Source organism: Polaromonas sp. P1_A2 (assembly GCF_056406895.1).
This window is the reverse complement of record NZ_JBFTZI010000005.1, coordinates 310503-323429: the sequence shown is the minus strand read 5'-3', so window position 1 is coordinate 323429 and position 12927 is coordinate 310503. Positions and strand designations below refer to the sequence as shown.

15 protein-coding genes and 2 tRNA genes are annotated in these 12927 nt (G+C 62.6%); 7 read left to right on the top strand and 10 right to left on the bottom strand.

What is annotated here, in order from left to right; genetic code table 11:
• Window positions 1–9 precede the first annotated feature (9 nt).
• The 4 genes from AC1D09_RS20115 to AC1D09_RS20100 all read left to right on the top strand — a co-directional run bounded on the left by AC1D09_RS20115 (window position 10) and on the right by AC1D09_RS20100 (window position 2281).
• On the top strand, window positions 10–696 hold the full coding sequence (locus tag AC1D09_RS20115) for an energy transducer TonB (protein ID WP_477661965.1): 687 nt from the start codon (window positions 10–12) through the stop codon (window positions 694–696).
• A gap of 33 nt (window positions 697–729) precedes the next feature.
• Entirely contained in the window at window positions 730–1443 is a 714-nt protein-coding gene (locus AC1D09_RS20110; RefSeq protein WP_007874172.1) for a MotA/TolQ/ExbB proton channel family protein, read from the top strand.
• A 65-nt stretch (window positions 1444–1508) separates the two neighbouring features.
• Window positions 1509–1919 (top strand): ExbD/TolR family protein, encoded by a 411-nt coding sequence (locus AC1D09_RS20105; RefSeq protein WP_477661964.1) that lies wholly within the window; start codon window positions 1509–1511, stop codon window positions 1917–1919.
• 149 nt (window positions 1920–2068) lie between these two features.
• Window positions 2069–2281, top strand: coding sequence for a hemin uptake protein HemP (locus AC1D09_RS20100; RefSeq protein WP_413328263.1), 213 nt, complete (start codon window positions 2069–2071; stop codon window positions 2279–2281).
• Between the two features lie 212 nt (window positions 2282–2493).
• Here the strand turns inward: AC1D09_RS20100 and AC1D09_RS20095 are convergent, their stop codons facing one another.
• On the bottom strand, window positions 2494–2901 hold the full coding sequence (locus AC1D09_RS20095; RefSeq protein WP_477661963.1) for a GlcG/HbpS family heme-binding protein: 408 nt from the start codon (window positions 2899–2901) through the stop codon (window positions 2494–2496).
• Between the two features lie 189 nt (window positions 2902–3090).
• Between AC1D09_RS20095 and AC1D09_RS20090 the strand changes: the two genes are divergently transcribed.
• On the top strand, window positions 3091–3780 hold the full coding sequence (locus tag AC1D09_RS20090) for a Bax inhibitor-1/YccA family protein (RefSeq protein WP_477661962.1): 690 nt from the start codon (window positions 3091–3093) through the stop codon (window positions 3778–3780).
• A gap of 42 nt (window positions 3781–3822) precedes the next feature.
• On the opposite strand, the gene rlmD is transcribed toward AC1D09_RS20090, so the two are convergent.
• On the bottom strand, window positions 3823–5283 hold the full coding sequence (rlmD, locus tag AC1D09_RS20085; protein ID WP_477701198.1) for a 23S rRNA (uracil(1939)-C(5))-methyltransferase RlmD: 1461 nt from the start codon (window positions 5281–5283) through the stop codon (window positions 3823–3825).
• Between the two features lie 56 nt (window positions 5284–5339).
• On the opposite strand from rlmD, the gene AC1D09_RS20080 reads away from it, so the two are divergent.
• Complete coding sequence (locus tag AC1D09_RS20080; protein ID WP_477661960.1) at window positions 5340–5750, top strand: VOC family protein; 411 nt, start codon at window positions 5340–5342, stop codon at window positions 5748–5750.
• Between the two features lie 72 nt (window positions 5751–5822).
• On the opposite strand, the gene AC1D09_RS20075 is transcribed toward AC1D09_RS20080, so the two are convergent.
• The 3 genes from AC1D09_RS20075 to surE all read right to left on the bottom strand — a co-directional run bounded on the left by AC1D09_RS20075 (window position 5823) and on the right by surE (window position 8529).
• Window positions 5823–6677 (bottom strand): peptidoglycan DD-metalloendopeptidase family protein, encoded by an 855-nt coding sequence (locus tag AC1D09_RS20075; RefSeq protein ID WP_477661959.1) that lies wholly within the window; start codon window positions 6675–6677, stop codon window positions 5823–5825.
• Window positions 6678–6850: 173 nt separating this feature from the next.
• Window positions 6851–7732, bottom strand: coding sequence for a protein-L-isoaspartate(D-aspartate) O-methyltransferase (locus AC1D09_RS20070; protein WP_477661958.1), 882 nt, complete (start codon window positions 7730–7732; stop codon window positions 6851–6853).
• An 11-nt stretch (window positions 7733–7743) separates the two neighbouring features.
• On the bottom strand, window positions 7744–8529 hold the full coding sequence (gene surE, locus AC1D09_RS20065) for a 5'/3'-nucleotidase SurE (protein WP_477701197.1): 786 nt from the start codon (window positions 8527–8529) through the stop codon (window positions 7744–7746).
• A 156-nt stretch (window positions 8530–8685) separates the two neighbouring features.
• Here surE and AC1D09_RS20060 point away from each other — a divergent pair, with 156 nt between their 5' ends.
• A complete protein-coding gene (locus tag AC1D09_RS20060) occupies window positions 8686–9660 on the top strand; it encodes an NADPH:quinone oxidoreductase family protein (RefSeq protein WP_477661956.1) in 975 nt (324 codons plus the stop codon).
• A 42-nt stretch (window positions 9661–9702) separates the two neighbouring features.
• Here the strand turns inward: AC1D09_RS20060 and AC1D09_RS20055 are convergent, their stop codons facing one another.
• The 5 genes from AC1D09_RS20055 to AC1D09_RS20035 all read right to left on the bottom strand — a co-directional run bounded on the left by AC1D09_RS20055 (window position 9703) and on the right by AC1D09_RS20035 (window position 12884).
• A complete protein-coding gene (locus AC1D09_RS20055) occupies window positions 9703–10191 on the bottom strand; it encodes a surface-adhesin E family protein (protein WP_477661955.1) in 489 nt (162 codons plus the stop codon).
• A gap of 204 nt (window positions 10192–10395) precedes the next feature.
• Window positions 10396–10471, bottom strand: a tRNA-His gene (locus AC1D09_RS20050).
• A 37-nt stretch (window positions 10472–10508) separates the two neighbouring features.
• Window positions 10509–12434, bottom strand: coding sequence for a SurA N-terminal domain-containing protein (locus AC1D09_RS20045; protein WP_477701196.1), 1926 nt, complete (start codon window positions 12432–12434; stop codon window positions 10509–10511).
• A gap of 84 nt (window positions 12435–12518) precedes the next feature.
• Window positions 12519–12594 (bottom strand) — tRNA-Val (locus AC1D09_RS20040).
• A 17-nt stretch (window positions 12595–12611) separates the two neighbouring features.
• Window positions 12612–12884, bottom strand: a complete 273-nt coding sequence (locus AC1D09_RS20035; protein ID WP_007874140.1) for an HU family DNA-binding protein — start codon at window positions 12882–12884, stop codon at window positions 12612–12614.
• Window positions 12885–12927: the final 43 nt, after the last annotated feature.

The following is a 12927-nucleotide window of genomic DNA, read 5'->3' as shown; positions in this document are numbered from 1 at the left end:
CATTTCCCGATGACCGCCACTTTCTCCACCGCCCCGCGCCCGCCCGCGCCGCGCCAGCCCCTGAGCCGGAATGCCGTGATCGCCCTGGTCGTGGTCGGCCTGCACATAGGCTTTATCTGGGCACTGCAAAGCGGCTTGCTGATGCGCGCAGCGGAAATCGTGGTGCCCGCTGAAATCCTGACGCAATTCATAAGCCCACCAGCTCCCAAGGTGGAGCCGGTGCCGCCCACGCCGCCAACTCCATCTGTGCAAAAAAAGCCGGTGGCCAAGGCTCCCGTACAGCCAGCACCCCAACCCCTGGCCATTCCCGACCCGGCGCCCGCCCCGAATGCCCCGACGGGCGTGGTCACGCCGCCGCTGCCGCCCGCGCCCGTGGCCGTCGCACCCGCAGCGCCGCCGGGGCCCCCAGTTGTGCAATTGCCTTCCAGCGACGCCGACTATCTGCAGAACCCGACGCCGATCTATCCCCCCCTGAGCAAACGCTTCGGTGAGCATGGCAAGGTGACTTACAAGGTATGGATCGGTGCCGACGGAAAGCCCCAGCGCGCCGAACTCGTTACCTCGAGCGGCTTTTCCCGCCTCGACAAGGCCGCCTACGACGCCGTCATGAGCTGGCGCTATGTGCCCGGCAAGCGAAACGGCGTTCCCGAAGCCATGCCCTTCAATGTCCCCATCAACTGGACATTAAAGGACTGAGCGAAATCTTTTTGAACCTTGGAGTATTGATTCATGAATTCCCAATTCGGCCTTGCCAACGTCTGGAGCCAGGGCGACATCGTCACCAAATCAGTGGCGGTGCTGCTGCTGGTGATGTCGCTGGCCTCGTGGATGGTCATCATCATCAAGTCGCTGGACCTCATCAAGTACAAAAAGATCGCCCGCGCGGCCGAAGACTTCTGGCATAGCGAGGACTTTGCGGCCGGCCTCACCAAGCTCGGCGGCGACCCGACCAATCCCTTCCGCCAGCTGGCCCTCGAAGGCCGCGAAGCCACCCTGCACCACCGCAATACCAAGGCGCACCTGCATGACGCCCTGGACGTGAGCGACTGGGTCACGCGCACGCTGCGCAATACCATCGACGAATTCACCGGCAAGCTGCAGTCCGGCCTGGCCATCCTGGCCTCCGTCGGCTCGACCGCGCCCTTCGTCGGCCTGTTCGGCACCGTGTGGGGCATCTACCATGCGCTGCTGTCCATAGGCGCGGCCGGCCAGGCGACCATCGACAAGGTGGCCGGCCCCATCGGCGAATCGCTGATCATGACGGCCCTGGGCCTGGCCGTGGCCATTCCCGCCGTGCTGGGCTACAACGCGCTGGTGCGCGGCAACAAGGGCGTGCTGCAAAAGCTCAACCGCTTCGCGCACGACCTGCATGCCTACTTCGTGACCGGAGCCCGCGTGAGCGCCGGGGGCCAGGCCAACGTCGTGGCCATGAAAAAGGCCTGAGCTCCATTCAAACAGCCCCCGCGACCCGCAACGCGGGGCTCCCTATTCAGCGACCGAGAAGCACCATGGCCTTTGGAACCCAAGACGACAGCGATGACGTGATGAACGAGATCAACATGACGCCCATGGTGGACATCATGCTGGTGCTGCTCATCATCTTCATCATCACGGTCCCCGTGATGAAACATTCCGTCAACATCGACCTGCCGCGCGCCTCCAACGAAGCGCAGAACATCAAGCCGGAAACGGTTCGCCTGAGCGTGGATGCCGAAGGCAGCTATTTCCTCAACGAAACCAAGATCACCGATGAACAGCTGAGCACCCAGCTCAAGGCCGCGGCGGCCCAGAACCCGCAACCCGAGTTGCACATCCGCGGCGACAAGTCGGTTCGCTACGAGCGCGTGGCGCAGGCCATGGCAGCCGCGCAGCAGGCAGGCCTGCGCAAGATCGGCTTTATCACCGAACCCAAGAACTGATCAGAGCCGATCAAGGCCCGTCCCCGCTAACCCGCACGGCAGGCCTTTTCCTTTGACACAAAAAGAAAACACTTCGCAGCCCAAACTCGCTTGACTTTTAAATGAGAATGGTTATCATTAACTCAACGAAACCCAAACAGGTTTAAACCATGTCCATCGCATTGCCCCCCTCCAACACCTTGAGCCTTCCTGCCCGCGCGCCCGTGCACACAGAGACCGCTTCGGGCGGCCAGGGCAGTCCCGCGGCTACGGTCAGCAGCACGGAAATCCTGCGCGGACAAAAGGCCGTGGAAATCAACCACAACGGCGCCACCTACCGGCTGCAAGCCACGCGCCTGGGCAAACTGATCTTGACCAAATAAAGTCGCACGCAGGTTTCAGCACAGTTTTTCATCAAAAGTTTCATCGTGGGGCGATCCGGGGCTACCAAGCTCCCAAGGTCGTTTTTAGCCAGCCATAGACTCCCCGGAGTTGTTTAGCCAGGCTTTTTTTCATGAGACTCCTGTTCAGTTCACGCCAACAAAAAAGCCGACCTGGTGGTCGGCTTTTTTTATGCCCTCGCGAACACGGTGCTTTAAAGGCCGATAGCGGCGATACCCGCGCGCGCTATCTGCGCGTCTTCACTGGACTTCACGCCACTCACGCCCACGGCGCCAATGCACTGCCCGTCTTTCACGATGGGCACGCCCCCTTCCAGCATGCCGTGGATATAAGGAGCCGACAGGAAGGACGTGCGGCCGCCGTTGATGACGTCTTCGTACACCTTGCTTTCACGGCGGCCCATGGCGGCGGTATTGGCCTTGGAGGGCGCGATGTGCGAGGAAATCGGCGGAGCACCGTCCAGGCGCTGCAGGTGCAGCAGGTGGCCGCCGTCGTCAACGATGGCGATGGTCACGGCCCAGCTGTTTTTGAGGGCTTCCGCCTCGGCGGCCGCGGCGATGGTTTTGACGTCTGCGAGTTCAAGCACTGCTTTTGATTTCATGGTCTTCAGGATTTCCGTTGATTGGCAAAGATACCGAGCATACGCAAATTCGAGGCCGTCCTTCAGACCCATTGCCGTCAAATTAGCTTATAGAACCCTTACAAAAAGTAGGGAGTGCGGACTGGAAAAACGGCAATGCACCCTAAAATAATCTTGCCCGCATTTGCTGGCGCCCTGGAGACGACTCTCATGACTGACAATGTTCAAACCCTCGACTATGGCGTTGCCACAAGCGTCGAGCAACGCAACAAGGTCCTGCGCAACACCTATTGGTTGCTGGCCCTGAGCCTGTTGCCCACCGTGCTGGGCGCTTGGCTGGGCGTGGCGACCGGCATCACCCGTTCGCTGACAGGTGGACTGGGCCTGATCGTGTTCCTGGGCGGTGCATTCGGTTTTATTTTTGCCATCGAGAAGACCAAGAACTCTGCCGCCGGTGTGCCCGTGCTGCTGGGCTTTACCTTCTTCATGGGCCTGATGCTCTCTCGCCTGATTGCCATGGTGCTGGGCTTCAGCAATGGTTCCTCGCTGGTGATGACGGCTTTTGCCGGCACGGCCGGCGTGATGTTCGTGATGGCCAGCCTGGCCACCATCATCAAGCGCGACCTGAGCGGCATGAGCAAGTGGCTTTTTGCCGGCGCCCTGGTCATCCTGGTGGCGGCTGTCATCAACGTGTTTGTCGGCTCCACGATGCTGATGGCGGTGATCAGCACTCTGGCCATCGCGGTGTTCAGCGCCTATTTGCTGTATGACCTGAAACAGGTGATCGACGGCGGCGAAACCAACTACATCAGCGCCACCCTGGCCATTTACCTGGACCTGTTCAATATCTTCCAGAGCCTGCTGGCCCTGCTGGGGATTTTCGGCGGCGACAGCGACTAAAAATTCCCGCCTCGAAAAAAGGAGCCTCCTGGGCTCCTTTTTTTATGCCCGCTCGAATACCGCAATGGACTCCACATGCGCCGTATGCGGGAACATGTTGACCACACCGGCCGCCGTGCAGCGCCAGGCGCCGCCAGCCACCAGCACACCCGCATCGCGCGCCAGGGTGGCCGGGTTGCAGCTCACATAGACGATACGCCTGGGCGGTGTCCAGCCGTCCAGGGCCAGGCTTTGCTGGTGCTCGCCGTCGTCGCAGGGAACGCCGCTCGCGATCTGCTGCTGCAGGGCCGACAGGGACTTGAACAACTCGAACGCCCCTTCGCGCGGCGGGTCCACCAGCCATTTGTCGGCCGCGCCGTCCTTGACCAGCATGGCCGGGGTCATTTCAAACAGGTTGCGCGCCACAAACCGGGTCGGGGCCAATGCGCGTCGGACGGAAGAACCCGCCCGGTTTCTTTCAAAGTTTTCACGGGACCGGGCTACCAGCACTTCGCTGCCCTCGATGCCCAACACCTCCCGGGCGCATGTGGCCAGCGGCAGCGTGAAGTTACCCAGGCCGCAAAACCAGTCAATCACCCGTTCATCCGGTTGCACGGCCAGCAGGCGCAGGGCGCGCGACACCAGCGCCTGGTTGATCTGAGGATTGACCTGGGTGAAGTCGGTCGGCTTGAAAGGCATGGTGATGCCGAACTCGGGCAGGCCGTAACTCAGTTCCCGCGCGGCGTCGTCAAGCAGCTTCACTGTCTCCAGCCCGCCGGGCTGCAGCCACCACTGCAGGCCCGGGTGGGCCGCGGCAAAGGCACGCAAGCGCGCCAGGTCGCCCGCGCTGAGCGGTTCCATATGGCGCAGCACCATGGCCGTCACGTCGTCACCGCACGCCAGCTCGATCTGCGGCAGGGTTTCTTTCGCGTCCATGCCGCCGATCAGCTCACGCAGCGGCACCAGCATGTCGCTGACATGGCGGGGCAGCACATGGCACTCGACCATATCGGCCACGTAGCTGCTTTTACGCTCATGAAAACCCACCAGCACCGTGCCCTTTTTACGCACATAGCGCACCGACAGCCGCGCGCGGTAGCGGTAGCCCCAGGTCGGCCCCTCTATCGGGCGCAGCAGGTTGTCCGCGCCGAGCTTGCCGATGTGCCGAAGGTTGTCTTCCAGCACGCGCTGCTTCACAGCCACCTGCGCGCCCGCGTGCAGGTGCTGCATCTTGCAGCCGCCGCAGGCGCCGGTGTGCATGCCGAAATGCGGGCAAGCCGGGCGCACGCGCTGGGACGATTCGCGGTGGATGGCCATCACCACGGCTTTTTCAAAGCTGCTCTTCTTGCGGTAGACGTTGGCCGTCACCTGCTCGAAAGGCAATGCCCCCTCGATAAACACCACCTTGCCGTCGGCCCTGTGGGCAATGCCCTGGGCCTCAATGTCGAGCGACTCGACCTCCAGCAGGTCAGGCGGATAGTCTGCGGCAGCGGCGGGCTTGGTGATGGGGCTTTCTTCTGTCATGCACCGATTGTCTCAGGCTGCGCTACCATTTTCCGGACCACCGAAAGGAATGCCGCATGGAACTTCGCATCTGCATAGACGTTGACGACATGGAGCGCGCCATCGCGTTCTACACCCAGGGACTGGGGCTGCGGGTCGGCCGCCGTTTCAAGAGCGATTTTGTAGAACTCCTGGGGGCCGGCAGCCCCATAGACCTGCTCTTCAACGCGCCGGGCACCAGGCCCGTCAGCGGCAGCGAAGGTGTGCGCAATTACAGCCGGCACTGGACGCCGGTTCACCTGGATTTTGTGGTGGAAGACATCGATGCCGCCGTGGCACGGCTGCAGCGCTGCGGCGCAGTACTGGAGATGCCGGTAGCCGATCGCGCCTGGGGGCGCATCGCCGGGCTGGCCGACCCTTTCGGCCACGGGCTGGACCTGCTGGAGTTCAGGGGGCGCGGCTACGACGAAATCGTGGATCCTCGCTAAAGGGCCCAAACGGCGGGCAAAGAAAAAGGAGCCGGGCGGCCGCCGGGCTCCTTTTGCCTGGATGCAGCGCGTTTATTTGGCGGGCAGGTATTTGGCCGGGTCCACCGGTTTACCCTGGCGGCGGATTTCAAAATGCAGTTTCACGCGATCCGCGTCGCTGTTGCCCATCTCGGCAATCTTCTGGCCCTTCTTGACGTTCTGGTCCTCCTTCACCAACAGCGTCTGGTTGTGCGCATAGGCCGTGAGGAAGGTGTTGTTGTGCTTGAGGATGACCAGGTTGCCGTAGCCGCGCAAGCCGGCACCTGCGTACACCACACGCCCGTCGGCGGAGGCCACGACCGCATCGCCGGCCTTGCCGGAAATGTCCAGGCCCTTGTTTTTGGCTTCGTCAAAGCCAGCCACCATGGGGCCTTGCGCGGGCCAGATCCAGGCGATGTCTTCATCGCCCCCCGTCGCGGCTGTTGCCGGGCTGGCACTGCTACCAGCGGGCGCCGATGCGGGTTTGGCAGCGCTGGCGGCCTGCGCCGGTGCCGTGCTGGACGCAGGGGCCGAACCCGGCGACACCGGACGGGTCACGACCAAGGGGTTCTCATTGGTCGGCGGCACGACGCGCAGCACCTGCCCCACTTCGATGATGTTGGGATTTTCAAGGTTGTTCCAGCGCACGATGTCGCGCCAGTTCTGGCCGTTCTCCAGGCCGATGCGGATCATGGTGTCGCCGGGCTTGACCGTGTAGTAGCCGGGTTTGCCGGCGTTCTCAAAGCCGGGCAGCTGTTTGACGCTGCCAGGATCCACCGCGCCCGCGGTTGGGCGCGCCCCGAAGGTTCCACGGTCTTCCACCGGTGCGTTGGTGGGGGAACGCGAAGCGCAACCCGCCATGAGCAGCACGGCTGCAAGCATGCAGGACAAGCCCAGCCTGCCGGGCATGGAGCGGGTGGCAGGCAGAGTGGCTGTCCTGTTCGGCCTTACGGTTTGATTCATTGTTTCTTTCGTCTTCAATCTTGGCTGACTTGCCTGAGCCGCAAGGCCCAAAGGGCGCGTCTGGTTTATCGGACTTATTTATTCATGATGCCGGCCTGCGCCTCTATGGGCGCCCGGCCTTAGCTTGTCCCCGATTTTAAAGGCACAAAGTGAACGGCTTCCAGCAAGGTCTGCCGCACGCCCTGGGGGGTTTTGTCCAGCACCACCAGCGCTTGCGCGCCGCCGGCTGTTTGCATGGGCGCCACCAGACGGCCACCCACAGCCAGCTGGTCTATCCAGGCTGCGGGGATGGCCTCGCCGCCCGCCGCCGCGATGATGGCCGCATAAGGCGCGCCTTTGGCATAGCCCATCATGCCATCCCCAAAGAGCAGGTGCAGATTGGGCAGGCGTAAAGTCCGCAAGTTCTCCCTGGCTTTGTCATGCAAGCCGCGCAGCCGCTCTATGCTGTAGACCTCAGTGGCCAGGTGGCTGAGCACCGCAGCCTGGTAGCCGCAGCCGGTGCCGATCTCCAGCACCCGGCCCAGTTTTCCCGCACCACCCGCCGCCCCGTGGCGCAGCAGTTCTAGCATGCGGGCCACCACATTGGGCTTGGAGATGGTCTGACCCAGGCCTATCGGCAGGCTGGTGTCTTCGTAAGCCTGGTTGACAAGCGCGGAGTCGACAAAGCGGTGGCGCTCCACCAGGCCCATGGCGGCCAGTACCTGCGCATCGCTAACGCCCTGCGCCGCGAGCTTGGCCACCATGCGCGCGCGCACGGCCTGCGAGTCCAAGCCGACACCACCCGGCCGCGCAGGAGAGACGCTGGTTGCGGCCTTCTTCGCCATGCTCCCGCCCGCAGGCACCGCGGGGCGGGCATTGGCCGCACCCAATCGGGTTGCCGATGGGACGCCGGCATCGGGCTTGAGGCGCACCGGAAAGGACGGGCGCGCCGCGCCTTCCGACACCTTGGAGGCGGGCTTGGCTGCCGCGGGATTGAAAGGCGGCTTGAGGCTGGGTTTCATGCGTCAGGCCTTCAGCGCGTCTCGGTCAGCCTGGCGGCGGTCTGGGCCCAATAAGGCAGGCGCTCATGGTCGGTCAGGTCCACCTGCAGCGGCGTGATGGAGACAAACTTCTGGCTGGTCGCGTAGAAGTCGGTGCCCTCGCCGGCTTCCTTCGCGGGCCCCGCGCCGCCTATCCAGTACATGGTCTCCCCGCGCGGGCTGGTCTGCATGATGACGCGCTCGGCCGCATGGCGGCGCCCCAGGCGGCACACCTTCACGCCGCGGATCTCGTCGTCGGGCAAATTGGGAATATTCACGTTGAGCAGCCACGGCGGCACCGTGGGCTCCGCGCCCTCGGCCACATTTTCCAGCGAAGGGATCAGCTGCCGCACCAGCCCGGCCGCGCGCTTGGCCGCGACGTCGATGTGGGCCCAGCCTTTTTCAGTCTGCGAAAAAGCGATGGACGGGATGCCGAATAAATAGCCCTCCATGGCCGCGCCCACCGTGCCGGAGTAAATCGTGTCGTCGCCCATGTTGGCGCCATTGTTGATGCCGGACACCACCAGGTCGGGCCGGTAGCCCAGCAGGCCGGTCAGCGCGATGTGGACGCAGTCGGCGGGGGTGCCGTTGATGTAGCGAAAACCGTTGGCCGCCGTGTGCACGTACATCGGCGAGTGCAGGGTCAGCGCGTTGGATTTGGCGCTGTTGTTCTGCTCGGGCGCCACGACTTCGACATCCGCAACGGTTCTAAGCGCTTCGTAAAGGGCGATGATGCCGGAAGCCTGGTAGCCGTCGTCGTTGCAGATGAGAATTTTCATGGGGTGATTTTACGGTCACGGCCGTGACAGCCCGGACCTCTTTGGGACTGGCGAGCGCCCCTGCTTTGCCTATGATGCAGTCAAGGCGCCGCCCCCCGCGTTTTCCGCTCCTTCAAGCGTGCCGCCTTCAGCCCCTCACCTCATCGGAGACATCTCATGCAAGCCTGGCTTTGTGAAAATCCCACCGGCGTAGACGCCCTGACCTGGAAAGAGCTGCCCACGCCGCAACCCAAGGCCGGCGAAGTCCTGATTGAAATCAAGGCGGCCAGCCTGAACTTCCCCGACCTGCTGATCGTGCAGAACAAATACCAGATCAAGCCGCCCCTGCCCTTTGTGCCGGGCTCCGAGTACGCCGGCGTCGTCCAGGCCGTGGGGGAAGGCGTCAAGCACCTCCAGGTGGGGCAGAACGTCGCCTGCCTCTCGGGCACCGGCGGCTTTGGCACGCACACCATCGCGCCGGCAGCCCTGTGCATGCCCCTGCCCCCGGGCTTTTCTTATGTGGATGCCGCCGCCTTCATCATGATTTACGCCACCTCCTGGCATGCCCTGATGGACCGCGCGCAGCTCAAGGCAGGTGAAACCGTGCTGGTGCTGGGCGCTGCGGGCGGCGTGGGCACCGCCGCCATCCAGATTGCCAAGGCCGCCGGGGCCCGTGTGATCGCGGCCGCCTCCACCGATGAGAAATGCGCGCTCTGCACCTCCATAGGCGCGGATGCCGCCATCAACTACAGCAGCAAGAACCTGCGCGATGAAATCAAGGCCCTGACCGACGGCAAGGGGCCGGATGTGATCTACGACCCCGTGGGCGGCGACTTTGCCGAACCGGCCTTCCGCTCCATCGCCTGGCGCGGCCGCTACCTGGTTGTCGGCTTCGCCTCGGGCCCCATCCCCGCCCTGCCGCTGAACCTGACGCTGCTCAAGGGCGCCTCCATCGTGGGGGTGTTCTGGGGCGACTTTGCCAAACGCGAGCCCAAGGCCAATGCCGCCATGATGGCCGAATTGGCGGGATGGTACGCACAGGGCAAGATCAAGCCGGTGATAGACCGCACCATGCCCATGGCCGAGCTCAAAGCCGCCTATGCCCACATGGGCTCGCGCGGCGTCAAGGGCAAGCTGGTCATGGTCAACTGACTTTTAGAACGCTGCGGCGTCCCGGAAAGCGCCGCTTGCACGCTAGTTGTTTGTCACATTCCCGACGCTGCAGGCAGCCTTGACGATGCGCGCATTGGGGTCGTCGTCACTGTCCTTGAAGATCATCGGCCGTATATCGTCCCCGGCATAGGTGGTGATCCTGAAAGGCTCCCCACGAAAATCCGGCTGGGCATAAAAGGCCGCCTTCACATAACGGGCGATTTGCTGCGTGCAGTCGATCTGCACCTCGGTCACTACCGAACGGAACTGAAGGGCCTCGCCGGCGGGGGCCCACTGCGTCGCGCGGTTGATGCGCACCGGGATGAGCCGCTGGTCCTCCTTGACCTCGATGGCGGCCACGTTGACCTGCACGTAATGACTCGCGGAATTGGCGGGATCGCCGGTGATGGTCAGCCAGGTATCGGCCGCAGCATGCACGCCGGCCGCCCCCAACACCGCAGCCAGAAAAACGGCCGGCAAGCGGATCAAGCACTGTCTGGCCGAGGCGAAATGACCCAATGTCTGAAACAAGGCGTTCCTGTCGTGAAAGACGGCTCTCCCGAAATTTGCGAGAAAACCTGGTGGGAGGAGCTGAAGTGGCGGACACACAGCTTGAAACAGCTGCCAGCGTCTGTATCTTGCCGCACACAGTCGGGGTGCGCGTTTCGAATTGTGACTGCGGCAAGCCCAAGGAAAAAATCCCGCGTACCAAACGGCACGCGGGATTTCAGATACTGGGGTGGCTGATGGGGCTCGAACCCACGACAACAGGAATCACAATCCTGGACTCTACCAACTGAGCTACAGCCACCGGAGCCCTGCATTATAGCGGCAAAGATGCCGCTTCTTTATTGGGTCACGACTTCTTCTGCATTTGCCTTGGCCGGGACAGGCTTGGGAACGAGGATTTCCGCCTTGAAACGGTCTTTCAGGCTGTTGTAATACGCCAGGCTTTCCGCCGACGTCCACCACTGCGCATACTGGTCGCGTTGCTGTTTGGCGGCGGCTTCAACCGGCGCGTCGCGGGGAACCACCTTCTCGACCTTGACGATGGCGTAGCCCTGGCTCCCCAGGTCGACGCCCGCAAAAGCCGGCAGGGTGGCGACATCGGCGCGCAGTGCGGCATCAATCACCGGGATGGGCAGCTTCTGTGTCTGTTCGCGGGACACCACGACCGGCGCGGCCAGGCCCGTCGCCGACGCGGGAGCGGCCTTCCAGGCGGCCAATTTGGCCACGCCTTCCTTGCGAGCTTCTTCCGCGGCGCGCTGGGCCAACCAGCGCTGGCGCACGGTGTCTTTGACTTCGGCCAGGGGGCGGGTATGCGCGGGCGTGTATTGCACGATGCGGCCAGAGGCCAGCTGGCTGGGCCCCACCTCAATGGCTTCGGTGTTGCGTTTTTTCTCGATCGCGTCCGGGGCAAACAAGGCGTTGAGGAATTTGGCGTTTGCCAACACGCCGGTTGCGCCGATCTGGGGCTGGCGCGTCACATTCGACGCCGACTTGATCTCCAGCTTCAGCTTGTCTGCCGCCGGCTTGAGGCTCTCGGCCTGCTCGTATACCGCGTTGGTAAAGATATCAGCGGATTCAGCGAACTTCTTCTGGGCTTCCTGCTTTTTCATGGCGGCCTCGAGCTCCGGGCGCAGCTCTTCAAAGCTGCGTTGCTTGACGTCCGTCAGCTTGATGATGTGGTAGCCAAACTCGGACTCGACGACGTCGCTGATCTCGCCTTTTTTCATGGAAAAAACGGCATCTTCAAAAGGCTTGACCATGGAATTGCGCCCAAAGAAATCCAGGTCGCCCCCCTTGGCTGCGGAGCCGGGGTCTTGCGAATTCTTGCGGGCCACGTCGGCGAAGCTGTCGGGGGATTTTTTGACCAGGGCCAGCAGCTCCTGCGCTTTCGCCTTGGCTTTTTCACGGTCGGCCGCGGGGGCGGACTTCGGGGATGCGATCAGGATGTGGCTGGCCCGCCGCTCGCCCTCAAAGCGCGGAAGATTCTGCTCGTAATAGGTTTTCAGGTCGGCCGGATTGACGGCAATGCCCTTGCCCACACCATCCATGTCCAGCAGCACATATTCAATGCTGGCCTGCTCAGGCGCCTGGAAGAGCTTTTCGTTGGCCTTGTAATACTGCTCGAGCTCGGCGTCTGTCGGGTTCAGCTTGGCGACAAAGTCGGCGGCATTGAAGCGGGCCAACTGGATTTCACGCTTTTCGAAGTAGGCGTTCAGCGAAATGTCGGCGGCCGAATTGGAAGCAAAACCACTGGCACCCACACCCGCCAGCACCTGGCGGTTCGACAGGTCGGCGCGCACATTGGCTTCGAACATCTCCGGGCTCAGACCCTGGGCCCCCAGCAGCTGGCGATAACGCTCCATGTCGAGGCTGCCGTCCGGGCGGCGCAAGGAGGCGATCTCGGGGCTTTGCTGCAACTCGCGCGCCAGACGCTCGTTGCTCGTCGTGAGCTTGAACTTCTCGGCCGCCGCGGCGACAACACGTTCGCGCACCAGCCGCTCCAGGGAAGCGTAGCGCGCCTCGGGTGAGTCGAGCAGCTTGGGATCCAGGTTGGGCATGGAGTTGCGGAGCTGGTCCATTTCACGCTGGTGCGCGCGGTCCCACTCCGGCTGGGTGATGTTCTTGCCGTCCACCTTGGCCACTGTCGCGCTCTGGTCCTTGGAGCGGTTGTAGCCGTCGAGGCCGAACAACACAAAGGACGGAAGAATCAGCAAAAACAGCAGCACCATGACGATTTTGGTGTGCTTGCGAACGAAATCAAACATCTCGAATTTCCTGTACGACTGCTAACGGACAACCTGGGCCCACCAACAAAAAAGGCGAACCTCGTTCGCCTTTTTCCTCGTGGGTGGTGGGTGCTGACGGGCTCGAACCGCCGACCTACGCCGTGTAAGGGCGCTGCTCTACCAACTGAGCTAAGCACCCCACGTCAAACGTTCTTGTCAGTTCAAAGCATCCTTGAGCGCTTTGCCCGGACGGAACTTTGGAACCTTGGCTGCCTTGATTTTAATCGCATCGCCGGTCCGTGGATTACGGCCGGTGCGCGCAGCGCGTTTGCCCACCGCGAAAGTGCCAAAACCCACCAGAGACACGGAGCCTCCTTTTTTCAGGGTTGTTTTCACAGCGCCAATCGTGGATTCCAGCGCGCGCGTGGCGGCAGCTTTGGAAATGTCAGCATGTTTGGCAATGTGCTCGATCAGTTCGGTCTTGTTCACAAGGAGCCCCTCGTTGATAAAAAGTTAATCTGGTTGTCTCTAA

Coding starts and splice junctions, on each gene's coding strand:
- AC1D09_RS20115 (WP_477661965.1), top strand. CDS start 10: ATGACCGCCACTTTCTCCACCGCCCCGCGCCCGCCCGCGCCGCGCCAG.
- AC1D09_RS20110 (WP_007874172.1), top strand. CDS start 730: ATGAATTCCCAATTCGGCCTTGCCAACGTCTGGAGCCAGGGCGACATC.
- AC1D09_RS20105 (WP_477661964.1), top strand. CDS start 1,509: ATGGCCTTTGGAACCCAAGACGACAGCGATGACGTGATGAACGAGATC.
- AC1D09_RS20100 (WP_413328263.1), top strand. CDS start 2,069: ATGTCCATCGCATTGCCCCCCTCCAACACCTTGAGCCTTCCTGCCCGC.
- AC1D09_RS20095 (WP_477661963.1), bottom strand. CDS start 2,901: ATGAAATCAAAAGCAGTGCTTGAACTCGCAGACGTCAAAACCATCGCC.
- AC1D09_RS20090 (WP_477661962.1), top strand. CDS start 3,091: ATGACTGACAATGTTCAAACCCTCGACTATGGCGTTGCCACAAGCGTC.
- rlmD (WP_477701198.1), bottom strand. CDS start 5,283: ATGACAGAAGAAAGCCCCATCACCAAGCCCGCCGCTGCCGCAGACTAT.
- AC1D09_RS20080 (WP_477661960.1), top strand. CDS start 5,340: ATGGAACTTCGCATCTGCATAGACGTTGACGACATGGAGCGCGCCATC.
- AC1D09_RS20075 (WP_477661959.1), bottom strand. CDS start 6,677: ATGCCCGGCAGGCTGGGCTTGTCCTGCATGCTTGCAGCCGTGCTGCTC.
- AC1D09_RS20070 (WP_477661958.1), bottom strand. CDS start 7,732: ATGAAACCCAGCCTCAAGCCGCCTTTCAATCCCGCGGCAGCCAAGCCC.
- surE (WP_477701197.1), bottom strand. CDS start 8,529: ATGAAAATTCTCATCTGCAACGACGACGGCTACCAGGCTTCCGGCATC.
- AC1D09_RS20060 (WP_477661956.1), top strand. CDS start 8,686: ATGCAAGCCTGGCTTTGTGAAAATCCCACCGGCGTAGACGCCCTGACC.
- AC1D09_RS20045 (WP_477701196.1), bottom strand. CDS start 12,434: ATGTTTGATTTCGTTCGCAAGCACACCAAAATCGTCATGGTGCTGCTG.